Source organism: Aestuariivirga sp., from assembly GCF_047600585.1.
Classification (GTDB): Bacteria; Pseudomonadota; Alphaproteobacteria; order Rhizobiales; family Aestuariivirgaceae; genus Aestuariivirga.
The window spans coordinates 2,579,742-2,603,118 of record NZ_JASGKP010000001.1 but is presented as its reverse complement, the minus strand read 5'-3'; the positions used below and the strand labels follow the sequence as shown (position 1 = coordinate 2,603,118).

20 protein-coding genes are annotated in these 23,377 nt (G+C 64.1%); 9 read left to right on the top strand and 11 right to left on the bottom strand.

What is annotated here, in order from left to right:
- Positions 1 to 17: 17 nt before the first annotated feature.
- The 5 genes from QM801_RS12960 to QM801_RS12940 all read right to left on the bottom strand — a co-directional run bounded on the left by QM801_RS12960 (position 18) and on the right by QM801_RS12940 (position 5,178).
- Complete coding sequence (locus tag QM801_RS12960; protein ID WP_415019630.1) at positions 18 to 1,076, bottom strand: ABC transporter ATP-binding protein; 1,059 nt, start codon at positions 1,074 to 1,076, stop codon at positions 18 to 20.
- A gap of 7 nt (positions 1,077 to 1,083) precedes the next feature.
- Positions 1,084 to 1,911 carry a carbohydrate ABC transporter permease gene (locus tag QM801_RS12955; RefSeq protein ID WP_415019629.1) on the bottom strand — a complete coding sequence of 276 codons (828 nt, stop codon included), beginning with the start codon at positions 1,909 to 1,911 and terminating at the stop codon, positions 1,084 to 1,086.
- Positions 1,911 to 2,828, bottom strand: a complete 918-nt coding sequence (locus QM801_RS12950; protein WP_415020925.1) for a carbohydrate ABC transporter permease — start codon at positions 2,826 to 2,828, stop codon at positions 1,911 to 1,913. The genes QM801_RS12955 and QM801_RS12950 overlap by 1 nt, the downstream gene beginning before the upstream one ends.
- A 158-nt stretch (positions 2,829 to 2,986) precedes the next feature.
- On the bottom strand, positions 2,987 to 4,243 hold the full coding sequence (locus tag QM801_RS12945; protein WP_415019628.1) for an ABC transporter substrate-binding protein: 1,257 nt from the start codon (positions 4,241 to 4,243) through the stop codon (positions 2,987 to 2,989).
- Between the two features lie 32 nt (positions 4,244 to 4,275).
- Entirely contained in the window at positions 4,276 to 5,178 is a 903-nt protein-coding gene (locus QM801_RS12940; protein ID WP_415019627.1) for an N-acetylmuramic acid 6-phosphate etherase, read from the bottom strand.
- A 145-nt stretch (positions 5,179 to 5,323) separates the two neighbouring features.
- On the opposite strand from QM801_RS12940, the gene QM801_RS12935 reads away from it, so the two are divergent.
- The 8 genes from QM801_RS12935 to gndA all read left to right on the top strand — a co-directional run bounded on the left by QM801_RS12935 (position 5,324) and on the right by gndA (position 14,090).
- On the top strand, positions 5,324 to 6,208 hold the full coding sequence (locus tag QM801_RS12935) for a BadF/BadG/BcrA/BcrD ATPase family protein (RefSeq protein WP_415019626.1): 885 nt from the start codon (positions 5,324 to 5,326) through the stop codon (positions 6,206 to 6,208).
- Positions 6,205 to 6,975, top strand: a complete 771-nt coding sequence (locus QM801_RS12930; RefSeq protein ID WP_415019625.1) for a GntR family transcriptional regulator — start codon at positions 6,205 to 6,207, stop codon at positions 6,973 to 6,975. The genes QM801_RS12935 and QM801_RS12930 overlap by 4 nt, the downstream gene beginning before the upstream one ends.
- Complete coding sequence (locus tag QM801_RS12925; RefSeq protein WP_415019624.1) at positions 6,972 to 7,973, top strand: SIS domain-containing protein; 1,002 nt, start codon at positions 6,972 to 6,974, stop codon at positions 7,971 to 7,973. Before QM801_RS12930 ends, QM801_RS12925 begins: the two co-directional genes overlap by 4 nt.
- Positions 7,973 to 9,103: an N-acetylglucosamine-6-phosphate deacetylase gene (gene nagA, locus QM801_RS12920; protein ID WP_415019623.1), complete on the top strand. Its 1,131-nt coding sequence runs from the start codon at positions 7,973 to 7,975 to the stop codon at positions 9,101 to 9,103. The genes QM801_RS12925 and nagA overlap by 1 nt, the downstream gene beginning before the upstream one ends.
- Entirely contained in the window at positions 9,100 to 10,164 is a 1,065-nt protein-coding gene (locus QM801_RS12915; protein WP_415019622.1) for a Gfo/Idh/MocA family protein, read from the top strand. Before nagA ends, QM801_RS12915 begins: the two co-directional genes overlap by 4 nt.
- A complete protein-coding gene (locus QM801_RS12910) occupies positions 10,161 to 11,012 on the top strand; it encodes a protein phosphatase 2C domain-containing protein (protein WP_415019621.1) in 852 nt (283 codons plus the stop codon). The genes QM801_RS12915 and QM801_RS12910 overlap by 4 nt, the downstream gene beginning before the upstream one ends.
- Positions 11,013 to 11,102: 90 nt before the next feature.
- The gene (xylB, locus tag QM801_RS12905) at positions 11,103 to 12,575 is read left to right on the top strand and encodes a xylulokinase (RefSeq protein WP_415020924.1); all 1,473 of its coding nucleotides are present in this window, start codon (positions 11,103 to 11,105) and stop codon (positions 12,573 to 12,575) included.
- A 114-nt stretch (positions 12,576 to 12,689) separates the two neighbouring features.
- Complete coding sequence (gndA, locus tag QM801_RS12900) at positions 12,690 to 14,090, top strand: NADP-dependent phosphogluconate dehydrogenase (RefSeq protein WP_415019620.1); 1,401 nt, start codon at positions 12,690 to 12,692, stop codon at positions 14,088 to 14,090.
- Positions 14,091 to 14,096: 6 nt separating this feature from the next.
- On the opposite strand, the gene QM801_RS12895 is transcribed toward gndA, so the two are convergent.
- The gene (locus tag QM801_RS12895; RefSeq protein ID WP_415019619.1) at positions 14,097 to 15,002 is read right to left on the bottom strand and encodes a LysR substrate-binding domain-containing protein; all 906 of its coding nucleotides are present in this window, start codon (positions 15,000 to 15,002) and stop codon (positions 14,097 to 14,099) included.
- Positions 15,003 to 15,107: 105 nt separating this feature from the next.
- On the opposite strand from QM801_RS12895, the gene katG reads away from it, so the two are divergent.
- Positions 15,108 to 17,273: a catalase/peroxidase HPI gene (gene katG, locus QM801_RS12890; RefSeq protein WP_415019618.1), complete on the top strand. Its 2,166-nt coding sequence runs from the start codon at positions 15,108 to 15,110 to the stop codon at positions 17,271 to 17,273.
- Positions 17,274 to 17,562: 289 nt separating this feature from the next.
- Here the strand turns inward: katG and QM801_RS12885 are convergent, their stop codons facing one another.
- From QM801_RS12885 to QM801_RS12865, 5 genes are all read right to left on the bottom strand, one after another.
- On the bottom strand, positions 17,563 to 18,708 hold the full coding sequence (locus tag QM801_RS12885) for a cytochrome-c peroxidase (RefSeq protein ID WP_415019617.1): 1,146 nt from the start codon (positions 18,706 to 18,708) through the stop codon (positions 17,563 to 17,565).
- On the bottom strand, positions 18,708 to 19,799 hold the full coding sequence (locus QM801_RS12880; protein WP_415019616.1) for a DUF1513 domain-containing protein: 1,092 nt from the start codon (positions 19,797 to 19,799) through the stop codon (positions 18,708 to 18,710). The genes QM801_RS12885 and QM801_RS12880 overlap by 1 nt, the downstream gene beginning before the upstream one ends.
- Positions 19,789 to 20,778, bottom strand: a complete 990-nt coding sequence (locus tag QM801_RS12875) for an imelysin family protein (RefSeq protein WP_415019615.1) — start codon at positions 20,776 to 20,778, stop codon at positions 19,789 to 19,791. Before QM801_RS12875 ends, QM801_RS12880 begins: the two co-directional genes overlap by 11 nt.
- 10 nt (positions 20,779 to 20,788) lie before the next feature.
- Entirely contained in the window at positions 20,789 to 21,973 is a 1,185-nt protein-coding gene (locus QM801_RS12870) for a di-heme oxidoredictase family protein (protein WP_415020923.1), read from the bottom strand.
- Positions 21,974 to 22,057: 84 nt separating this feature from the next.
- The gene (locus QM801_RS12865) at positions 22,058 to 23,320 is read right to left on the bottom strand and encodes a flavin-containing monooxygenase (protein WP_415019614.1); all 1,263 of its coding nucleotides are present in this window, start codon (positions 23,318 to 23,320) and stop codon (positions 22,058 to 22,060) included.
- Between the last annotated feature and the right edge of the window lie 57 nt (positions 23,321 to 23,377).

Below are 23,377 nucleotides of genomic sequence, written 5' to 3'. Positions count from 1 at the left end.
TTTTTCTTTGCACCGCGCTACGTGCCGGCGAGGCGCGCGCCTTCGCCATCGAAGAGATGGAGATGTTCGGGCGCGGGCGCGATCTTCACATCTGCGCCTTGCTCGAGGCCTGGGTCGCCCTTCACCTCGGCGAGAATGGCGGACCCATCCGCCGTGCGGGCGTGGACATAGCCCGTCTCGCCCAGGCGTTCGACAAGCTCGACCTTGGCCGGAATGCCGCTTTTGCCGATGACGCAATGTTCGGGCCGGAAGCCTATGGTGATGGCGCCGCTGTTGCCCGCCGCAGTGGCAAGGGGCAGGCTGACACCGGCAACCGTAACCGTCTTGCCCTTGGCATCCAGCGACGCTGCGAGCGTGTTCATGGCCGGCGAGCCGATGAAGCGGGCGACGAAGAGATTGGCCGGCTTGTAGTAAAGCTCGAGGGGCTTTCCGACCTGTTCGACCCGGCCCTTGTTCATGACCACGATTTTGTCGGCGAGCGTCATGGCCTCCACCTGATCGTGGGTGACATAGACGATCGTGGCCTTGAGCAGCTTGTGCAGCTTGGCAATCTCGACGCGGGTGTTGATGCGGAGCGCCGCATCGAGGTTCGAGAGCGGCTCGTCGAAGAGGAAGACCTTCGGATGGCGCACGATGGCGCGGCCGATGGCGACGCGCTGGCGCTGGCCGCCGGAGAGTTCCTTGGGCCGGCGTTTGAGCAGCGGCTCAAGCTGCAGGATGCGCGCGGCCTCGTTGACGCGGGTGGCGATCTCGTCCTTCGGCACGCCTGCGAACTTCAGGCCGAAGGCCATGTTGTTCTCGACGTTCATGTGGGGGTAGAGCGCGTAGGACTGGAACACCATGGCGATCTCGCGCTGGGCGGGGGCCAGGTCCGAGACATTGCGTCCGCCGATCGAGATGGCGCCGGAGGTGATGGGTTCGAGGCCCGCGATCGAGCGGAGCAGGGTGGACTTTCCGCAGCCCGAGGGCCCCACCAGCACGACGAAGGCGCCGTCATCCACCTGCAGGTTGATGTCCTTCAGCACATCGACGGGGCCGAAGGACTTGTGGAGGTGTTCGATCTTCACGTCTGCCATGGCGAACTCATTTCACAGCGCCCGAGGTGAGACCCCGGATCAGCTGGCGGGAAAAGATGACGTAGAGCACCAGCACCGGGATGATGGCGGTGGACAGCGCGGCGAGAACGGCATTCCAGTCGGTGATGTACTGGCCGAGGAACTGCTGCACGCCGAGGGTGATTGTCTGCTTGCCACCGGTTGGCGCCAACAGCAGCGGGAACCACAGGTCGTTCCACACCGGGATCATGGTGAAGACGGCGACCGTCGCCATGGCGGGGCGGAGCAGCGGCAGGATGATGTAGAAGAAGATGTTGTATTCCGAGAGCCCGTCGCAGCGCCCGGCCTCGCGCAGGTCACGCGGAATCTGCTGGATGAATTCCGAGAGGATGAAGATCGCCAGCGGCAGGTTCTGCGCCACGTAGACGAGGACGAGCGCGGTCAGCGTGTTGATCAGGTTCAGGTCCGAGACGAGCTGGATGATCGACACCGAGCCGAGGCGGATCGGCACCATGATGCCGATCGAGAGGAAGATGGCGAGCGGCGTGTTCCAGCGGAACTTGTATTCGGTGAGCGCCCAGGCGGCCATGGCGCCGAAGAGCAGGGTGAAGAAGATCGTGCCCCCCGTCACGGTGATCGAATTCATGTAGTAGGTGGTGATGGCGCTGTCGCCGAAGACCTTGAAATAGCCGATGGGATCGACGTTCCACGGCATGGGCGGCGTCAGCGGCGTGTTGAAGATCGCCCGCTTTGCCTTGAAGGAATTCATGATCACGAGAATGATCGGGAACAGCGCCAGCGCCGTGTAGGCGGTGAGGATGGCGTGGACCGCGAAGGTGGAGACAGGCTTCCGCATCAGAAGGCATACCTCTGCAGGCGGCGCTGGATGAGGAAGAGATAGACCATCACGCCGCAGAGGATGATGAGGAACATCATGGTGGCGATGGTGGCGCCCATGGAGACGTCGCCCAGCTGCAGCTGGTTGCCGAAGAAGACGCGGTAGAAAAGCGTGCCCATGATGTCGGCGGAAAAGTTGGGGCCGGCGAGCGCGCCCTTCATGGCGTAGATCAGGTCAAAGGCGTTGAAGTTGTTGACGAAGGTGAGGACCGAGACGAGCCCGATCGTCGGCCAGATGAGCGGCAGCTTCACATAGAAGAAGGCCTGCAACTGATTGAGGCCGTCAACCGTGGCGGCATCGATCAGTTCATCCGGTATGGCGAGAAGGGCGGTGTAGATCAGGATCATCGGAATGCCGACGAACTGCCACACAGAGATGAGCGAGATGGTGATGAGGGCGGTTGATTCCTCGCCGAGCCAGGGGCCGAAGAGGTAGCCGAGGCCGAAGAACTGCAGGAACATCTTGGCGATGCCCCAGAGCGGCGAGAGGATGAGCTGCCAGGTGAAGCCGATGATCACGACCGACAGCATGGTCGGCATGAAGATGAGCGTGCGGTAGGCGGTGCGGAAGCGCAGCACCGGCAGGCTGAGCAGGGCCGCCAGCAGAAGCCCGATGGGGTTCTGCACGCACATGTGGATGAGGAAGAACTTGATGTTGTTCCGGAAGGCGTTCCAGAACGGCGCCGACCAGGTGGGGTCGGTGAGCAGGGTCACGAAGTTGCCGACACCGTTGTAGACGTACGAACCGTCGTTCTGCTTGGTGTAAAAGGAGCTGACGATGGTGTCGAGCAGGGGATAGACCGAGAAGAGCGTGTAGATGATCACGGCGGGTGCGAGGAAGAACACCAGCACGCGCGCATAGGCACCGGACGACATGCCCACGATGCCGTGCTGCTGCTGCACGCCTTTTGCCGCTGGAGTTTCCATGGTTCCCCGAGAGAGCTGTTCCGGTCTCGCCATCTTGGCGGGCGAGTTGCAGGAAGGTCCTTCCCGCGCGAACGCGGGAAGGAATTCTGTGTGCGGTCAGGCCGCGCTTACTTCTGGTGCGGCGCGTACCACTTCTTCAGCCCGTCTTCGAGCTGGGCCGCGGCCGCATCCGGCGTCATCGCGCCGTTGATCACCTGGGCAGAGACGTTCCACATCTCGTTCTCGAGATTGGGCGTGCCGCGCGAGAGGATCTGGTAGCTGTTGCGGATGGTGGACTTGCAGGTGCCGCGCCAGTTGACGAACTCCTGCGCCACGTCGTCGGTGAGGGTCACCTTGGCGTTGGACAGCGGGAAGAAGCCGGGGAGCGCGTTCGCATAGATGTTTGCGAACTCTTCCGAGCCCACCCAATCGAGGAACTTCTTGGCGTCTTCCTGGTTGGGCGACTTGGCGTTGAGGCCGATGCCGATGTCGGTGTGGTCCGAGATGTAGCAGTCGGAGGCGCCGGCAGGCGGCGGGGCCTTGAAGGCGCCCATGTTCACGTTCTGCGCACGGAAGGTGGAGATGTCCCACGAACCGGCGGCATAGATCGCACCCTTGCCCAGACCGAAGAGGTTCTGGCTGTCGGGATAGGTCTGGGCCTTGTAGCCGTCACCGAGGTAGGGTGCCCACTTGGCCAGCGTGGCCAACGTATCGACATAGGGCTTGTCGGTGAGCTTGGCCGAGCCGTCGATCAGCGCCTTGCGGCCTTCCTCGCCCTTCCAGTAGTTGGGGCCGATGTTCTGGAAGCCCATGGTGGCGGCTTCCCACTGGTCGTTGGTGCCGAGCACCAGCGGCGTGTAGTTGCCGTTGGCCTTGATCTTGTCGAGGACGGCGAAGAATTCCTCTTCCGTCTTCGGCGGCTCCACGCCCACTTCCTTGAAGATGTCCTTGTTGTAGATGAAGCCGTGGATCACCGAGGCCATTGGCACGCAGAAGGTGCTCTTGCCGTCGTCGGTGGTCCAGGCGCTCTTGGCCACGTCGGAGAAGTTGGCCATGGAGGGCAGGTCGTTCAGGGCAACGAGATGGCCCTTGTTGAAGAGTTCGAGGGACGCATCGAAAGGACGGCAGGTGATGAGGTCACCGGCGGTGCCGCCTTCCAGGCGGGCGTTGAGCGCCGCGTTGTATTCCTTGGGCGCGGTCGGCGCGAAATCGACCTGGATGTCCGGATACTTCTTGTTGAAGGCGGGGATGATCTTCTCTTTCCAGATCGTGGCGTCGTCGTTGCGCCAGCTTTCGATCGTCAGCTTGCCGGCCGACGCAGCACCTGCCATGGCAACGCTGGCGGCAGCCGCCAGAAGCAGGGTCTTGAGAGTTGTCTTGATCATGGGTCTTCTTCCTCCTGTTAGGTTTTTTGAGGCTACACCGGGCTTGAAACCTTCGACAAGGCCAGCCGGAGCTTTCCGCCGGATGCAGTCAGTATCTCCTGCGCTGCGGCAAGGTCTTTCGCACCCGCACAGAGCAGTATTGCCAGCTTCACGTCACCGCGGGTGCGGGCAAGGGCTTCGGCGGCGTCCTTCTCGGGCGCGCCGGTGATCTGGGTGATGATGCGGGCAGCCCGGCCCACAAGCTTGCTGTTGCCGGCCTGCACGTTGACCATCAGGCCATCGTGAACCGCGCCAAGCTTTGTATGGACAAGCGTCGAGAGCAGGTTGAGCGCCGCCTTCTGGGCCGTGCCTGCGCCAAGTCGCGTCGATCCCGAGATCACCTCCGGACCGGAGTCGAGGAGAATGACGTGATCGGCGGCCTCCGCCAGCGGTGAATTGGCATTGTTGACGACGGCGATTACGGCACAACCGCGGCCTCGCGCCACCTGTGCGGCGGCAATGGTGTACGGCGTGCGGCCGGAGGCGGCGACGGCGATCAGCACATCGCTCGCGCCGCATTGTTCGGCAGCGCGGCTGCCCGCTTCGAGATCGTCCTCGGCGTCTGCGAGGGTGTCGAACATGGCTTCGCGCCCGCCAGCGATGAGATAGAGAAGCTGCTCATCCTTCATGCCGAAGGTGGCGGGAAGTTCTGAGCCATCCTGCACGGCAACGCGGATCGATGTGCCGGCTCCGGCATAGACGAGCTTGCCACCGCCGGCGATGCGGGGTGCGATGATTTCCGCAGCCTTTGAAATGGCAGGGAGCGCGCGTTCAACGGCATCAAGCGCACGGCGCTGACCGGCAAGAAGCGTCTCCAGAATGCGCTGGTCGCTCCAGGTATCGAAACCCTGGAGGTCCGGCAGGCGTTGCTCTGTCGAGGCGCTGGTTGGCTGCATGGTGCGACAATACCAAAACATAACCACTTGTCCAGAGGCGATTTGAGGGATCGCTCAAACATCAACAGAAAAGCCCTTTTCACGACTCGGGAATCCCGCTGCATTTTGCACTTGCCGTGTGGTATTCTTTTGGTATTCTCACCGCATGTCCAGCGGCAGCACCTATTTTCTTGGAATCGACGGGGGCGGATCGAAGTGCCGTGCCCGCATTCGCGACAGCAACGGCGCACTTCTCGCCGAAGCCCTCGGCGGCTCGTCCAACATCTATCAGGATTTCGATGGCGCCCTTGCCAACATTCTCGCCGCCTCGCGCGAGGCCGCGGCGAAGGCCGGGATCAGGACCGAGGACATTCACGCGGGCCTCGGCCTTGCCGGCATCGTGACTTCCGTCGGGGCCGAGCGCATCACGCAAGCGGGACTGCCCTTCGCTTCGGTGACTGCCGATAATGATGCCTATGCCGCCTGCATCGGCGCCTTCTCCGGCAAGGACGGCGGCATGGTGATCGCCGGCACGGGATCGATCGGCTATGCGCTGGTGGGCGGCGAGCGTCACATGGTGGGCGGCTGGGGCTTCCAGTTGGGTGACCACGGCTCGGGCGCTTGGGTCGGTCATCACGCGGTGCGGCGCGCGGCCCTTGCCATGGATGGCCTGCTGCAGCCCACAAACCTCATCGAAGAAATATTGAAGCGCGTCGGCCGCACCCGGCAGGAGGTGTCGCGCTGGTCCGAGACGGCAACGCCACGCGACTATGCTGCCTTCGCGCCGCTTGTCTTCGAGATGGCAAGCCGGGCCGATGTGCAGGGCATGACCATCGTGATCGAAGGGGCCGCCGCCATTTCCAAGCTCGGCCATGCGCTCCTCGCCCGTGGCGCGAAGCGGCTGTGCCTGCTGGGCGGCCTCTCCCATGTCTATCCGCCCTATCTTGATGCCGATGTGCGCGCCGCCCTTGTGGTGCCCGAGGCGGATGCCATCGACGGCGCCATCATGATGGCCCGGCGCTCACAGGGCCTGCCGGAGAAATGGACATGATCCCGGCCCACCGCGTTTTCTCGCCGAGGCGGTTCTCGTCGCAGGATGCGGCACCGCTCTACATCCGGGTGAAGAAACTGGTGACGGCAGCCATCTCGAACAGCGAGCTGAAGCCGGGGGATGCCATTCCGAGTGAGCGCGATGCCGCGGAGCAACTGGGCGTGAGCCGCGTCACGGTGCGCAAGGCCTTCACCGAACTGGTGCATGAGGGCGTGCTGGTTCAGCGGCGCGGCTCCGGCACCTTCGTGCAGGACAATGCGGCGCGGCTTGAGCAGCCGCTCTCGCGCCTCACCAGCTTCAGCGAGGACATGAAGCTGCGCGGCCTCGCCACCGATGCCGACTGGCTGGACCGTTCCATCGGCCTGCCCACGCCGGAAGAGGCGATGAAGCTCTCGATTTCGCCCAGCGACCGGGTCTGCCGCTTCCACCGCCTGCGCCGCGCCGATGGCGTACCGCTGGCGATCGAGCATGCCGTCATCCCCGCGCGCTTTCTTGCCGATCCGCAGGCGGTGCAGCGTTCGCTCTATGCGGCGCTCGATGAGCGCGGCTTCAAGCCGGTGCGCGCCCTGCAGCGCCTTCATGCCACCGCGCTGTCGGGTCAGGAGGCCAAGCTGCTGCGCATGCCGGAGGGAAGCCCGGCCTTGTCCATCGAACGCATTTCCTATCTGCCCGACGGCCGCACGGTGGAATACACACAATCGCGATACCGCGGCGATGCCTATGACTTTGTCGCAGAACTGTCGCTGGCACAGGAGCAGAGACCATGAGCTTCATGCGCAGCGAGGCGAGCGAAGCGCCCGAGGCCATTGCCTGCTTCCTCGATCACAACAAGACGGCACTTCACGCGCTGGGCCGCCGCCTGCGCAGCATGGACCCGCCCGTTGTCCTCACCTCGGCGCGCGGAAGTTCCGACAATGCGGCGGGCTATCTCAAGTATCTGACAGAGATCGCGCTTGGCGTGCCCTGTGCGTCGGTGGGTGCCTCGGTCGCCTCGCTTTACGGCGCAAGCCTGCGGGTCAGGAACGGCCTCTCGGTGACGATCTCGCAATCGGGAAAGAGCCCGGACATCGTGGCGCTTCAGGAAGCGGCGCGCACATCGGGGGCGCTCACGGTGGCCATCGTCAACGTGGACGATTCGCCTGCCGCGAAGAGCGCCGACATCTGCCTGCCGCTCTGCGCCGGGCCGGAACAGAGCGTCGCTGCCACCAAGACCTTCATCGTCTCGCTCGTGGCCTCCGCAGCCATCGTGGCGGAGTGGAAGGGGGATGCCGCTCTCTCGAAGGCAATCGCAGAACTCCCCGAACAACTGGCGCGCGCCCGTGAATTGGAGTGGAGCAGCTTCATCGAAACCACGGCGCGGGCCGAGTCGCTTTACGTGCTGGGGCGCGGACCGTCTTTCCCGATAGCGTCCGAGACGGCGCTCAAGCTCAAGGAAACCTGTGCCATCCATGCGGAGGCCTATTCCGCCGCGGAAGTGATGCACGGTCCGCTCGAACTGGTGGAGGCGGGCTTCCCGGTGCTGGTGTATGCGCAGGATGACGTGGCCCGGCCAGCCACCGAGGCTGCGGTCGCACGGCTCAAGTCCATGGGCGCGGCGGTGGCCGTGGCGGGGGGCGATCTCCCCGTGATCGCGGCGGATCATCCCTTGCTCGCACCCATCCCGATGATCCAGACAGCCTATCTCGCCATCGAGACGCTGGCGCAGACGCTTGGCCGCAATCCGGACAAGCCGCGGCAGCTCAAGAAAGTGACGGAGACGGTGTGATGGTCTTCGCGCTGGCAGGGGCAACGGTCTTCGATGGTGAAACCTTCCACGACGGCATGGCCGTCACCATCGAAGGGCGGCAGATCCGCGCCATTGCGCCCCGGTCCGCACTTGCGTCGGGCATCAAGGTGATCGAGCTTGCAGGTGGCATCCTTGCGCCCGGCTTCATCGACGTGCAGGTGAATGGCGGCGGCGGAGCGCTTCTCAACGATCATCCTTCGCTCGAGGTGGTGCGCACCATCGCCGACTCGCACCGGCGATATGGCACGGTTGGCATGTTGCCCACCGTGATCACCGACGCGCCGGAGGTGACGGCGGCGGCCATCGCGGCGGTGAAGGCCGCGCGCGCGGCAGGCCTCGCCCATGTGCTCGGCATCCATGTGGAGGGGCCATTCCTCGATCCCGCCCGCAAGGGGGCCCATGACCTTCAGTTCATCCGCGCGATCACCTCGGACGATATCTCGCGTCTTGCGACGGCGGAGTGCGGAAAGCTGATGCTGACGCTGGCGCCAAACCGCGTGCCGCCGGACCGCATTCGTGACCTGGTGAAGGCCGGCGTGCTTGTGAGCCTCGGCCATTCGGATGCAGACGCGAAGGATGTTCACGCGGCCCTCGCGGCGGGCGCAACGTCCTTCACTCATCTCTTCAACGCCATGAGCCAACTCACGGGCCGCGAACCGGGAATGGTCGGTGCGGCCCTTGCCGATCACGACAGCTTCCTCGGTGTCATCGCCGACGGTCTGCATGTGCATGACACGTCCCTGCGGCTTGCCTTCGGCGCCACGCCGCTCGAGCGCTTCATGCTGGTGACGGATGCCATGCCGCCGGCTGCAGGAGGGCCTGACGTATTTCATTTGCAGGGCCGCGAGGTGAAGCGGATCAACGGCAAGCTGCAACTGGCCGACGGCACACTGGCGGGGTCCAACCTCACCATGGATGAAGCGGTGCGCTACGCCGTGCAAAAGCTGCACGTGCCGCTGGCGAGTGCCTTGCAAATGGCTTCGCGCAATCCCGCGCGGTTCCTTGGACTTCAGGATCATCTCGGCGTGATCAGGCCGGGCGCGTTGGCGAGTCTGGTGCATGTGAATGAAGATCTGCACGTGATACAGACATGGGTGGAGGGACAATGAAGAAGGTGCGCGTGCTGGTGGTGGGCGTGGGCAACATGGGGCTCTCCCATGCCCGGGCCTATGCGGCCAACGAGGGTTTCGAGATTGCCGGCCTGTGCAGCCGCGGCATTGACCAAAGAGCCGACATCAAGGCGGAGTTTCCGGGCATCGCTCTCTTCAACGACTATGCCGAGGCGCTGGCCGCCACGCATCCCAATGCCGTCTCGATCAACACCTGGCCCGATACCCATGGCGAATACGCCAAAATGGCGCTGAACGCGGGATGCCATCTCTTCATCGAGAAGCCGCTGGCAGCAACCGTGGAGGAGGCGCGCGCCATCGCGGCGCTGGCCAAAGACAAAAAGCTGAAAGTAGTGATCGGTTACATTCTCCGCGTCCATCCCTCGTGGATGAAGTTCGTGGAAGTGGGCCGCACCCTCGGCAAGCCTCTGGTGATGCGCATGAACCTCAACCAGCAATCCTCCGGTGCGCAGTGGCAGGTGCACAAGCAGCTGATGAATTCGATCTCGCCCATCGTGGATTGCGGCGTGCATTATGTGGACGTGATGTGCCAGGTGACGGGTGCCATGCCGAAAAGCGTGCATGCCGTCGGCGTGCGCCTCACCGATGAGGTGGGGCCTGAGATGTACAACTACGGCCAGCTTCAGGTCACCTTCGATGACGGGTCCGTCGGCTGGTATGAGGCGGGCTGGGGCCCGATGATGAGCGAGACGGCCTTCTTCGTGAAGGACATGATCGGGCCCAAGGGGTCCGTCTCCATCGCCATGGACGAGAGCAAGACGGAGTCCGCCGACGTCGACAGCCACACCAAGACTTCGGCGCTTCGTGTGCATCACGGCCGGCTGGGCAGCGACGGCAAATTCACGAGGAAGGACGACATCATCCGCATGGATGATGAACCGGGCCATCAGGAACTGTGCAACCGCGAGCAGGCGGTGTTCCTCGATGCCATCGTCAATGACCGCGACATGACCCGACACGTGGACGAGGCGATCAACTCGCTTCGGATCGTGCTGGCAGCCGATGAAAGCGTGCGCACCGGCAAGGTCGTCCAGCTTTGAGGCTGGCGGGCAGCGTCAGCGCGGGAAGCGGCGCCTGCAACGAGGATGCCGCCGGGCATGTGATCCGTGGCGGTGACGTCATCGCCGCCTGGGTGTTCGACGGCGTGACCGGGATCAACGGCCGCAACTATCTTCCCGCTGCAACCGATGCCGCATGGCTGGTGGAGCGGGCAGGGGCGCATCTGCAGGAGCTTGCACCCGCGGACATTTCACTTCCCCACCTGCTTTCGCAACTCGTGGACCGCCTGCAGCAGGACTGGCGCACGGCATCGGCAGGTCTGTCACTGCCTGATGGCTACGACATTCCCGCCGCCTGTCTGATTCTCGCGAAGCGTTATGAAGACGGCTGGCGCGCGCTCCGCCTCGGCGATTCCATGCTGCTGGTGGAGAATGAAGAGGTGCGGCTCATTCCGCCGCCGGGCAGCGACCTCCACACGCTGGAGACATATCTTCGCGAGGAAGCACGCCGCCGCCGGGCCCACGGGCTCTCTGATTTCCAGGCGCTGCTCAAGGAATTTCACCCGCGCCTGATGGCGAGCCGCAAGTCGCGCAACACCCAATCCAACCACTCCATCCTCGTGGCCGATCCGTCGTCACTCAATTGTCCGGAATACATCGAGATCGGTCATCCCCGGTCGTTGCTGCTCTGTACGGACGGCTTCTACCGGGCCGTGGATAATTATTCTTTGGTGGACGATGCCGGGTTGGTCTCAGCGTGCAAGCAGGTAGGCGGCGTGGACCGCGTGCTCGAACGCATTCGCGCCACGGAAGCCGCTGATCCGCATTGCGAAAAATTCCTGCGCTTCAAGCCCGCCGACGATGCCTCCGCGGTGATGCTGGTGCGCTGAGGGCCGCGTGCAGTCCGCCCGCCCTCTTGACATTCCCGCCCACGTTGCAAGTCTGTGACAAACAAGAACAATGACGTGAATGGGTGGACCATGTTCCTCGGCATCGACCTCGGCACCTCTGGTGTAAAATCGGTCATCATCGACGACAATCAGGCCTTCATCGGAGAAAGCACTTCGAAAAGCTTCGATGTGTCTCGCCCGCATTTCGGCTGGTCCGAGCAGGATCCCGCAATCTGGTGGGACGGCGTGTGCCAGACACTCGATGGCCTGAAGGCAAGCCACCCGAAGGAACTCGCGGCGGTGAAGGCGATCGGCCTTTCGGGACAGATGTATGGCGCCACCGTCCTCGATGCCGCGGACAAGCCGCTCCGCCCCTCGATCCTGTGGAATGACACGCGCACGGAAAAGCAGTGCGTGGAACTGGAGCGGCGCGAACCCAAGCTGCGGTCCATCGTCGGCCGCAAGCCCACACCCGGTGTCACGGCCGTGAAGCTGCTCTGGCTCGAGGAATTCGAGCCGGAGCTCTTCGCCAAGGTGAAGACCGTGCTGCTGCCCAAGGATTATCTCCGCCTCATGCTCTCGGGTGACAAGGCCTCCGACATGGCGGACTCGAGCGGCACCATATGGATGGACATCAGCAAGCGCGACTGGTCGGCAGAACTGTTGAACGCTTCCCACATGGACAAGGCGCAGATGCCGAAGCTCTATGAGGGTACGGAAGCGACGGGCAGGATCCGTCCCGAACTCGCGGCCCGCTGGGGCATGTCGCCCAACGTGGTGATTGCCGGAGGTGGCGGCGACAATGCCTGCGGCGCTTGCGGCACGGGTGTGATCGGCGAAGGCGAGGGAACGGTCTCGCTCGGCACTTCGGGCGTTCTCTTCGTCTCGATGAAGACGCCGCGGCCCAGCTATGAATATGCCATCGAAACACTCTGCCACTCGGTGCCCGGCACCTGGCATCAGATGTCGGTCATTCTTTCTGCCACCTCCTGCCTCAATTGGGTGGCCAAGCTCCTGAAGCGCAACGCCGCCGAACTGGTGACCGAACTGGGCACGGCGCTGACGGCGCCGTCTTCGGTTCTGTTCGTGCCCTTCCTCGATGGCTCGTGGTCGCCCCACAGCGACACGGAAATCCGCGGCGCGCTCTTCGGTCTGCAGCATTCCACCGACGATGCCGAGATGGCCCGCGCGGCGTTGCAGGGCGTGGCCTTTGCGCTCCGTGAATGCGCCGATGCCTTCCGCGCCACCGGCACCTCCATCGACCGGTTGCTCGCCATTGGCGGTGGCTCGCGGTCCGATCTCTGGCTGTCGATGATCGCAACTCTGTTCGGCATCGAACTGCGTGTGCCGGAATCGAGCGAGCTTGGGGCCGCCTTCGGTGCGGCCCGGCTGGCGATGATTGCCCACAGCGGCGCCAACCCGGCGGACGTTCTTACCCGCCCGAAGATCAACCGGACCATCGCGCCGAACACCGGGCTCAGCGTGGCCTATGACCAGAGCTACAGCGAGTGGCGCCATGCCATCGCCCAGATCCGCATGCGGGGCGTGGGCAAGACCCTCTGATCCTCTCTGCAATCCCCGGTCGCACCCCGGCTGCCTGCAAGCAGGTAGCATCTCTGCCATCACTTTGCTTTCATTGCCGTAAAGTGTCCGCAGGAATTGCGGGAAGGGAATCAGATGCAGGCAGATATCGGGCTCGTCGGCCTCGGCGTGATGGGCGGGAACCTGGCGCTCAACATGGCCGAGAAGGGCTTCACCGTGGCGGTGCACAGTCTCGACTGGCCGGCTGTGACGGCCTTCGTTGCGGGTGCGGGCGAACTTGCGCCCCGCATCCTGCCGGCAAAGACGATGAAGGAATTCGCTGACCTCATCCGCCCGCCGCGCCCGGTGATCCTGCTCGTGCCTGCAGCGGCGGTTGATGCGGTGATGAAGTCGCTGAGCGAAGTACTTGCGCGCGGCGATGCCGTGATCGACGCCGGCAACTCCGACTTCCACGAAACCGAGCGCCGCCAGCGCGACATGGTGGATGATGGCATCATGGTGCTGGGGGTGGGTGTTTCCGGCGGCCACGAAGGCGCACGCCACGGACCCTCGATCATGGCGGGCGGGCCTGTTCAGGCCTACCGCATGGCCGAACCCGTGCTGACTGCGATTGCCGCGAAGTACGAAGGCGAGGCCTGCTGCGCCTGGCTGGGGCCGGGTGGTGCCGGGCACTTCGTCAAGACCATCCACAACGGCATCGAATACGCCGATATCCAGATGATCGCCGAAATCTACGGGCTGATGCGCGATGGCCTTGGCATGAGTGCTGCCGAGATGGCGCAAGTCTTTGCAGAATGGAACAGGGGCAGGCTCAACTCCTATCTGATCGAAATCACGGCGCAGGTGCTTGAGACGGTCGACGATGCCACGCACAAGTCGCTTGTGGACCTGATCGTTGACCGGGCCGAGCAGAAGGGCACAGGCCGCTGGGCGGTGATCGAGGCGCAGCGCCTCGGTGTCTCGGCGGAAACATTGGAAGCTGCGGTCGGTGCGCGCGTGCTTTCGTCGCTCAGTCAGCAGCGGGCCACGGCGGAGAAACTCTATGACCTGCCGCGGCATCCGCTCGCGCTCGATCGTGCGGCAGCCATTCCGAAGCTGGAGCAGGCGCTCTTTGCCGGAAAGATCATGGCCTATGCCCAGGGCTTCGCGGTGATGGCGCATGCTTCGGAGCAGAATGTCTGGAACCTGCCGCTTGCCACCATCGCCAGCATCTGGCGGGCAGGCTGCATCATCCGCTCGCAGTTCCTCGATACCATCACCGAGACCTTCCGCGCCGAGGAGGGCATGCTCAACCTGCTGCTGGCGCCGCGCTTCGTAACCATGATGAAGGACAATCATCAGGGCCTGCGCGAAGTCGTCTCCCATGCGGCGCTTGCAGGGTTGCCGGTACCCGCCTTGTCGGCAGCACTTGCCTCCTTCGATGGTTATCATCAGGCGCGGGGATCGGCCAATCTCATCCAGGGCCTGCGCGACTTCTTCGGCTCACACTCCTTCGAGCGCATCGACAAGGTGGGCCCGCAGCACGGCATGTGGTGAGGCGGTTCAGCTTTTCCGGTTGAGGTCGCGCGCCGCCTTGCGGACGAGGGCTGAGACCTGCGCGAGGTGATCGGCGATGGGGCTTGTCCTCCGCCAGAGCATCCCGATCTTGCGGGCCGGACGGGGCGAAGGCAGCCGCGCGACAGTGACGGAGGCCGAGCGCGTTTCGATGCCTACGGCCATTTCCGGAATGAGGGTGACGCCGATTCCCGCCGCCACCATCTGCACCAGTGTCGAAAGCGAGCTTCCTTCCATCAGGCTGCGCGGCGCAGACGGCGTGAGCCGGCAATAGGAGAGTGCCTGATCGCGGAAGCAATGTCCTTCCTCAAGAAGCAAGAGCCGCATCTCCCGCAGGTGGGCGGGATCGGGCACGGGCTTTCGCGCATCAGAGGCTGGGCGCACCAGCAGGAACTCTTCATCGAACAGCGGCTCCTCATGGAGCGAGGGTTCGGAGACGGGCAGGGCGACGATGGCGGCATCGAGCTTCGCATCGATCAGGTTGGCGATGAGCTTCTGGGTAATCGCCTCGCGTGGCAGCACATCAAGTCCGGCATAACGCTGCGACAGCGCCTTGATGACGCCGGGCAGGAGATAGGGTGCAACCGTAGGAATGATGCCGAGTCGGAAGCGGCCAAGAAAGGGCCCGACGCGCGCCTGCGTGAACTCCGACAATTCATCGACGGCGCGCAGGATGTCGCGGGTGCGCACCGCGAAAGCCTCACCGAGGTCCGTGAGCCGCACCTGCCGCGCACCCTTCTCGACAAGCGGTGCACCGACGGCATCTTCCAGCGCCTTCATCTGCAACGACAAGGCAGGTTGTGAAATCGCACATGCTTCCGCAGCCCTGCCAAAATGTCCGTGCTGGGCGAGTGCCTCAAAATAGCGCAACTGACGGAGTGTAATGCTGTCCATTGGATAATCTTATCATTGGCATTTGAAAATGCGAATTCTAATTATGATTGAAAATGCTAGGATGATATCCGGGAACACAGGTTTCAGAACGTTACGGAGGTTCAGATGGATGGAAATGATGTGAAGACGGCGGGCAAGTGCCCGATCATGCATGGCGGCCACACCACGGTGGGCCAGTCGAACATGGAGTGGTGGCCGAAGGGCCTCAATCTCGACATCCTGCATCAGCACGACAGCAAGACCAATCCGCTGGGCAAGGATTTCAACTACCGCGAGGAAGTGAAGAAGCTCGACGTGGCGGCCCTCAAGAAGGACCTGAAGGCGCTGCTCACCGACAGCCAGTCCTGGTGGCCGGCCGACTGGGGCCACTACGGCGGCCTGATGATCCGCCTCGCCTGGCACTCCGCCGGTTCCTACCGCCTGGCCGATGGCCGTGGCGGTGGCGGCAGCGGCAACATCCGCTTCGCGCCGCTCAACTCCTGGCCCGACAACGTCAGCCTCGACAAGGCCCGCCGCCTGCTCTGGCCGATCAAGAAGAAGTACGGCAACAAGCTGAGCTGGGCGGATCTCATCATCCTCGCCGGCAACATGGCCTACGAGTCCATGGGCCTCAAGGTCTTCGGTTTCGGCTTCGGCCGCGAAGACATCTGGCATCCCGAGAAGGACACCTACTGGGGGTCGGAAAAGGATTGGCTTGCCGCCACCCGCTATGACGGGGAAGACCGCGCCTCGCTGGAGAACCCGCTTGCCGCCGTGCAGATGGGCCTCATCTACGTGAACCCCGAAGGCGTGATGGGCAAGCCCGATCCGCTCCGCACCGCGCAGGACATCCGCGTCACCTTCGCCCGCATGGCGATGGATGATGAAGAGACGGTGGCCCTCACCGCCGGTGGCCACACCGTCGGCAAGGCTCACGGCAACGGCGACGCCACCAAGATCGGCGCGAGCCCGGAAGGCGCCGACATCGAGCTGCAGGGCCTCGGCTGGGCCAATGGCAAGAACCGCGGCATCGGCCGCGATACCATGTCGAGCGGTATCGAAGGTGCCTGGACGCCGAACCCCACCAAGTGGGACAACGGCTACTTCCACATGCTCTTCAACTACGAATATCAGCTCACCAAGAGCCCGGCGGGCGCGTGGATCTACCAGCCCGTCAACGTGAAGCCCGAGGATATGCCGGCCGACGTCGAGGATCCGTCGATCCGCGTCATGCCGATCATGACCGACGCCGACATGGCGATGGTAAAGGACCCGATCTACCGCAAGATTTCGGAGCGCTTCTACAAGGACCACGACTACTTCTCGGAAGTCTTCGCGCGCGCCTGGTTCAAGCTCACCCATCGCGACATGGGCCCGAAGGTGCGCTACATCGGTCCCGACGTGCCGAAGGAAGACCTGATCTGGCAGGACCCGATTCCGGCCGGCCGCAAGGACTATGACGTTGCCGCCGTGAAGGCGAAGATTGCCGCCAGCGGGCTTTCCGCCAGCGACATGATCGCCACCGCCTGGGACAGCGCACGCACCTATCGCGGCTCGGACATGCGGGGCGGTGCCAATGGCGCGCGCATCCGCCTTGCGCCGCAGAAGGATTGGGAAGGAAACGAGCCCGCGCGCCTCGCCCGCGTTCTTGCCAAGCTGGAGCCCATCGCCGCTGCGACGGGTGCGAGTGTGGCAGACGTGATCGTGCTCGCCGGCAATGTCGGCCTCGAGCAGGCGATCACGGCGGCTGGCTTCAATGTGACGGTGCCGTTTTCGCCCGGCCGTGGTGATGCCACCGACGGCACGACGGATGCAGACTCCTTCAGCGTGCTCGAGCCTCTGGCCGATGGTTTCCGCAACTGGCTGAAGAAGGACTATGTGGTGACGCCGGAGGAGCTTCTCCTCGACCGCGCCCAGCTCATGGGCCTCACTGCCGCCGAAATGACGGCGCTGGTGGGTGGCATGCGCGTGCTCGGCACCAACCACGGCGGCACGAAGCATGGTGTGTTCACGGATCGCGTGGGCGCCCTCACCACCGACTTCTTCGTGAACCTGACGGACATGGCCTACACGTGGAAGCCGGCGGGCGGCCACTACGAAATCCGTGACCGCAAGACGGGCGCGGTGAAGTGGACGGCCACCCGCGTCGACCTCGTATTCGGATCGAATTCGATCCTGCGCGCCTATGCCGAAGTCTATGCCCAGGACGACAGCAAGGAGAAGTTCGTGAAGGACTTCGTCGCGGCCTGGACCAAGGTGATGAACGCCGACCGCTTCGATCTGGTGCATTGAGGCGGGCGAACGCTCAACTCCGCGTCAAAAAGGAAAGAAGCTGCGTCACCGCTCGCGACGGCGGAGACCAGCTTCTTTTTTTGTCTGCCTGTGAATGACCAAAGCTGGATTCCGGCTCGCGCGCGACATCTCGCTTCGCTCGATCAAGGCGCGCGTCCGGAATGACGGGAGTGGGGATTGCGCCTCTCTCTCGACCGTCACCCCCGCGGAGGCGGAGGCCCAGCTTCTTTCCTCTTGCGTCGCTTGATCAGGGTGCACGTCTGGAATGACGGTGGGTGGCGGGCGAATGTCACTTCGTCAGCAGCGGCTCGTAGCGCTTGTCGGTCAGGGCGCGAAGGAACGCCACCAGCGCATTGATCTCGCGGTCCTTGAGCGGCGGGCCGCTTTCCAGTTCCTTCAATGACAGCGTGCCCTCCACCTCGGGCGGGGCCCATGCAGCACCGGTCTCGGGGTTGATCTGCCGCTTCGGAGAGGTGCTGTTGTACTTGTTGTAGAACAGGATGACGGTGCGCAGGTCCTTGAACACGCCGTTGTGCATGTAGGGCCCGGTCACCGCCACGTTGCGCAGCGTCGGCACCTTGAATTTGCCCTTGAGGCTCTCGTCGTTGCCCACCGCCGTGTTCTGGAAAAGCCCGAAATCCGGCTGGCCCGCTCTGCCGTTCACTGCGCGCAGGGCGGTATTCTCCGGCGTGCCGATATTGTGGAAGGTATAGTTGGTGAACGTCTCGTCCTTCGCGTCAGGGAAGGCATTGAGACGGTGGCATTGCGAGCAGTTGGTGAACTGGTTGGAGAAGAACAGCGTACGCCCCAGTTCCTCCTCGTCCGTGAGCTTGATCTCGCCGCGGAGCGCCCGGTCATAACGGGAGTCGAAGGGCGAGAATGCTGATGTGCGCTCGAAGGCGGCAATCGCCTTGGTCATGGCGGCATAGCCCGTGTCGGCGTCATCAAGCGTGCCGGCGCCATAGAGCTTATCGAAGGCGGCCACATAGTCCGGATTTTCCTTCAACCGCGCCACCACATCCGCCTTGCTCTTCATGCCCATCTCGAGCGGGTTGAGCGGCGGGCCGCCGGCCTGGTCTTCCAGCGTGGCGGCGCGGCCGTCATGGAACAGCCCGCCGCGCCAGACCCCGGCCGTGTCCTTGCCAAAGACGGGCGCAAAGCGGGCGTAAGCCGCAGTGGGCGCATTGCGGTCGCCAAGCGAGGTTCCGTCATCGCCGGGTGATGCGGCCCGGCCCGCGATTGTCTCGCGCGGATCGGAGAAGGCGTGATCGGGGGAGTGGCAGGAGGAGCAGGACTCCGTGCGGTTGGCAGACAGGTTCGTGTCGAAGAACAGGGCCTCGCCCAGCGCCTCGGCACTGTCCAAGCTGGCCGCGTGTGCCGCTCCGATGGCACACACGGCAGCGAACTGGGCAATCATGACCCTCAGCAACATCATCAGCCCTTCAACTGCAGCAGATGATTGTCCCAGACGAAGCCGAGCAGCCGGGGCTCACCTTCGAGGGCCCCGTCGTGGCCGATCTCCTGCACGCCGCTGTTACCCGAGGTGGCGACGAAGCCATCGGCGATGGGGGCGATGCCGCAGACATCTGTCTTGGTCACGGCGGTGAGAAAGCGGCGCTCCGCCATCGACCACAGCATCACCTGCCCGCCGTGCGGACTGGTGGCGGCGAGCAGTGTGCCATCGGCATTGAAAGCGACGGAGCCCACGTAGTTCTTCATGCGGGCAAGCGCAGTGTCCTCGCTGGCGAGGAACTCCGTCTTGCCGCTCTTCGTCCACAGCCCGACGAGCGGCGGAAGGTCATCCGCCTCGCCCTGATGCTGGCATCCGAAGGCGACCGTGCCGTCCTGCTGCGCATCCAGGTGGCGTATGCTCAGCTTGCGCAATTGTGAATCGAGTTCAATGACATCGCGCCGCGTGTTCGCACGAAGGTCGAAGCGCACGAGATTGGGCGGCGCATCCGTCTCCAGCAGAAAGTCGCGGCCCGTCTTGAGGTCGGTGCGCATGCCGCCATTGGCGATGAAGAGGTCGCGGCCATCGGGCGAGAGCGTGATGTCGTGCGGGCCCACGCCGAAGCTCGGCACCTCACCCACTCGGCGGTAGGCGGCCTTTGCATCATAGATACCGATGACGCCCTGGTTGGTTTCGTCGTCGTTCTCGGTGGCGTAGAGCAGGGTGCCGTCCTTCGAGAAGACTCCATGTCCGCAGAACTGCCGGTGCGGTGACGCCGCAACGCTGCTGCGGATCGTTCCTGTCGCCGCATCGATCACCATCATCCAGGCACCGGGCCGCCGCGCAAAGACGATCACCTCGCCGGCACCCGGCCGCTCCAGCGTGTCATGGCCGCGGGCGGGAAGCGAGGTGGCGAAGAGTTCGTGCCCGTTCTCGTCGAAGCAACTGACGGAGGCATTCTGTTCCGCATCAAGACGGCAGGAGACGTAGACGTCGCGGCGTGCGGCCACTGCCACGCGGGGCGCGAAGGCACCGGCGAGCAGTGCGGCCAGAACGGTGCGGCGGTCAATCACCATCGGAACTGTTGAACCCCACTGTCACGCCCAACGCCGCCGCCACGTCGGTGCTGGCACTGTCACCCAGGCTGTCGATGGCGGCGAGGAGGAAGTTGGCATCGGCCCGCGCCTTGCCCTTGGCGTAGTCGGCAAAGGGCTCATGCATGCCGGCGATGGCCTGCCTTGTAGAGGCGGCGCTGTAGGTCATGTTGCCGGGCTCGGGCAGGGCGGCATCAATGATGCCGGCCACCTTCTCGTAGGTTTCCATGTTGATGGCGAGGGTGCGAAGGCTGCGAGCCGAACGCCACAGCTCAGCCGCCTTGGGCTTGGCCTGGGCTTCGGTCTTGCCGATCACGGATTCGAATTTCTCATCCTTGATGATGCCGACGCCGGAGACGATGTCGGTGGCGAGGGCGGTGCGATCCGCGGCCGTGGAGGGGGCGGTGAGCGCGGCCCATTCGCTGGCGAAGGCGTGGGCGAGTGCTGCTGCGTTGCGCGACGCGGCAACACCGAGCTTGCATTCCGCACTGCCGGCCGTAGGCGCATCCCTCGGCTTGCCATCATCGAACAGCAGGCGTTCCAGCACCGGCAGGCCCTGGATCGCCGCGCTCTGCTGGCTGATCCATGCGTCGTCCATGTTAACGGGCGGAGACTTGAGGACCGCAGCCATGGCCTTGGCGACGGCATTCTTGCGCTCCGGCCAGAGATAGAAGCGGTCGCGGCGGAAATCCTTCGAGGCTGGGCCCATGCGGAAGATGTCGACCCCAGCCCAGGCATCCGCCACCTCATGGAACGAGGCGATGACGGCGGAGTGCGCGGCAGCGTTTCCACCGCACATCGTGTCCCAATCCTTGGCGTGTTCGGCGGCCTTCTCATCCAGCGCCGTAAAGCCTGGCCTGATCACCTGCGAAACAATCGCAGTGTAAACCTCGTCAGGTGACGCCGCCTGCACGGGGGCAGCGAATGCCGCAAGCGCCAGAAGCGCAGTCGCCGCCAGCATCCGCCGGGCATCAGAGAGAAGAGAGAAACTGCAGCAGCGCATCCTTGTCTTTCCTGTTCAGGGCCCGGAAGGCAGTGGCAGAGGACTCTGCCTCGCCACCGTGACGGGCAATGGCGTCTTCAAGAGTTGCGGCAGCGCCATCATGCATGAAGCGGCGGCGCCCGCCATCGGCGGCAAGATCAACGAGCGGCGCCGTCCGCCATTCGCTTGTCTCTGCATCCGCTTCCTTCACCACGCCTCCATCCTGCGCGCCAAGATCATGCAGCAGCAGGTCGGAGTACAATGTGGCAGTTTGGCCGCCGCGTGCCGGGAGTGCCGGCGCATGGCAGGCGGCACAGCCAGTCGAGATGAAGAGAGCGGGTGGTGGCGCTGCTGCACGCTGCGGCCTCAGCGTGCGGAGATAGTCGGCGGTGAGCGCGATCATCTGGCGGGAGAGTTCCTGGTTCTCGGTTGCCGCACTGACGCCTGACGGTGCGCGGAGACATTTCGCCTGGGCCGCAGTGCAGTCACCGGAAGGGCGCGGTTCGGAGAGGCTCGAAAGACCGAGATCGAAGGCGAAGGCATCGGCAATCTGTGTGTCGAGCGTCGCGTGGCTGGCCTTGAGGCCGAAACGCCCGGCCGCCGTGCCACCCTTGCCATCACCCACCTTGCGCACGCGACCGGAAATGCCATCGCCATTTGCATCGTCCGGATCGGCGGTGCGGAGAATCGCGTCTTCATCGACCTGCTCGATCATCTGCATGGCGCGAAGGCCGGGGGCCTGGCGCACTTCCTGACGGACGGCTTGGCTCGGCTCGGCCAATGTGACGCGCACCCCCCCGTTCTGCCACGTCGTCCGTCCCTCGGCGGCGAAGCCAGCAATGGCATGGGTTTGCAGTTGCCGTCCGAGCACGGGATGAGGGGCGCCATTGCCATCGGTCAGGCGGACGACAAGGCCATCAGGTGCACGGCCATCCTTGCCCGCTGGAAATCGCGCACCGGTCCCGCCCTGATGGCAGGCGGTACAGGAGCGCGCGTTGAAGAGGGGGCCCAGACCGTCCGCAGTGTCTGTCGAGGCAGGAGCCGCCACCCACTGGCGATCGAACAAGGCCTTGCCGAGCGCGGCGTCGAGCCCGTCCATCGCCATGGCGCGCGTACCCGTGGCGAGTGCGGCCAGGGTCAGGGCCATGGCGGCCAGCAGTTCCAGCCAGAACATGCGCAAGGTCGGGTTACTCCGCTCCGAATTCTATTCTGAGTGAAATACTCGGAATTGGGATGGAGTCAAGCCTTGCGGGGCAAGTCAGCGCCGGGCGTCGGCCCAGTCATTATATGTGAGGTAGGTCTTCTGGGTTGTAATGTGGTCGGCGATGTACTTGGCATCATGCCACACGCCCCAGATGAAGGTGGAGCCGCGCCGCGAGAGCCAGGGCAGGCCGAGGAAATAGACACCGGGTTCCGCCGAGACCCCGCGCTGCTGGATCGGCTTTCCCTTGCTGTCGAAGGCCGCCACCTTGAGCCAGCTGTAGTCGGTGGCAAAGCCCGTGGCCCAGATGATGGTGGTGACGCCGGCCTTGGCGAGATCAAGTTCGAGAATGGGCGTATCGATGCAGGGTGAGCTGGGCCCGAATTTGCGGGCCTCCGGTTCTTCCGGAAGAGAGAGGCCGTTCCGCTTCACGAAGGCGTCCGCCTCGTCCAGCACCGAGAGATAGTTGGCGTCGCCGTCGGCAATGTTCTTCTGAAGATCGTTGGCGAAGTGCATGACGCCGTTCCGGAACGACTCGGTGCGTCCCACAAGGTTCATGCCGCGCGCGGCGAAGTTGCGGAAGTCCACCGTGGCACCACCATAGGCGCCGCTCACCGCGATGGTCACATGCTCCTTGCCCTCGGGCGGAGCCGACTTGTCCCACAGGCCAAGCACGCCCAGCCACCAGACGAAATCGCGGCCGCGATAACGGCGCGGTGGCCGGTCATGGGGCCCGACGGAGAGATAGACCGTGCGGCCCGAGCGCAGCAGCTCATCGGCAATCTGCGAGCCCGAAGAGCCCGCACCGACAACAAGAACAGCACCGGCGGGAAGCTGCTGCGGATTGCGGTAGGCCGTCGAGTGAATCTGCAGAAGGCCGTCCCTCGCAGGCACGACGGGCGGAATGACGGGCACCTGGAAGGGGCCTGTTGCCGCCACCACATAGCGGGCCTCGATCGTGCCGGCAGAGGTCTCGGCCACGAAGCCGGGCGCCGTCTCGTTCTTGGTGACGGAGGTCACTTCCACGCCTTCGCGCAACGGGCATTTGAAATGCTTCACATAGTCGACGAAGTAGTCGGCCACCGCTTCCTTGCCGACGAAGGCATCCGGGTCCGCCTTGAATTTCATGTTGGGAAAGCGGTCATGCCAGGCGGGACCGTTGGCGACGAGCGAGTCCCAGCGGTGCGAGCGCCAGCGTTCGGCGATCCGGCCCTTCTCAAGAACGACATGCGCAATCCCCGCTTTGCCGAGATGCTCGCTCATGGCGATGCCGGCCTGTCCGCCCCCGACGACAAGGACTTCGGTTTTCTCGACTGGCATTCTTTGGGTCCTTCCCCGCAAGGTGATTGTTTCAATTGAAAGACATTAGGGCGGCCA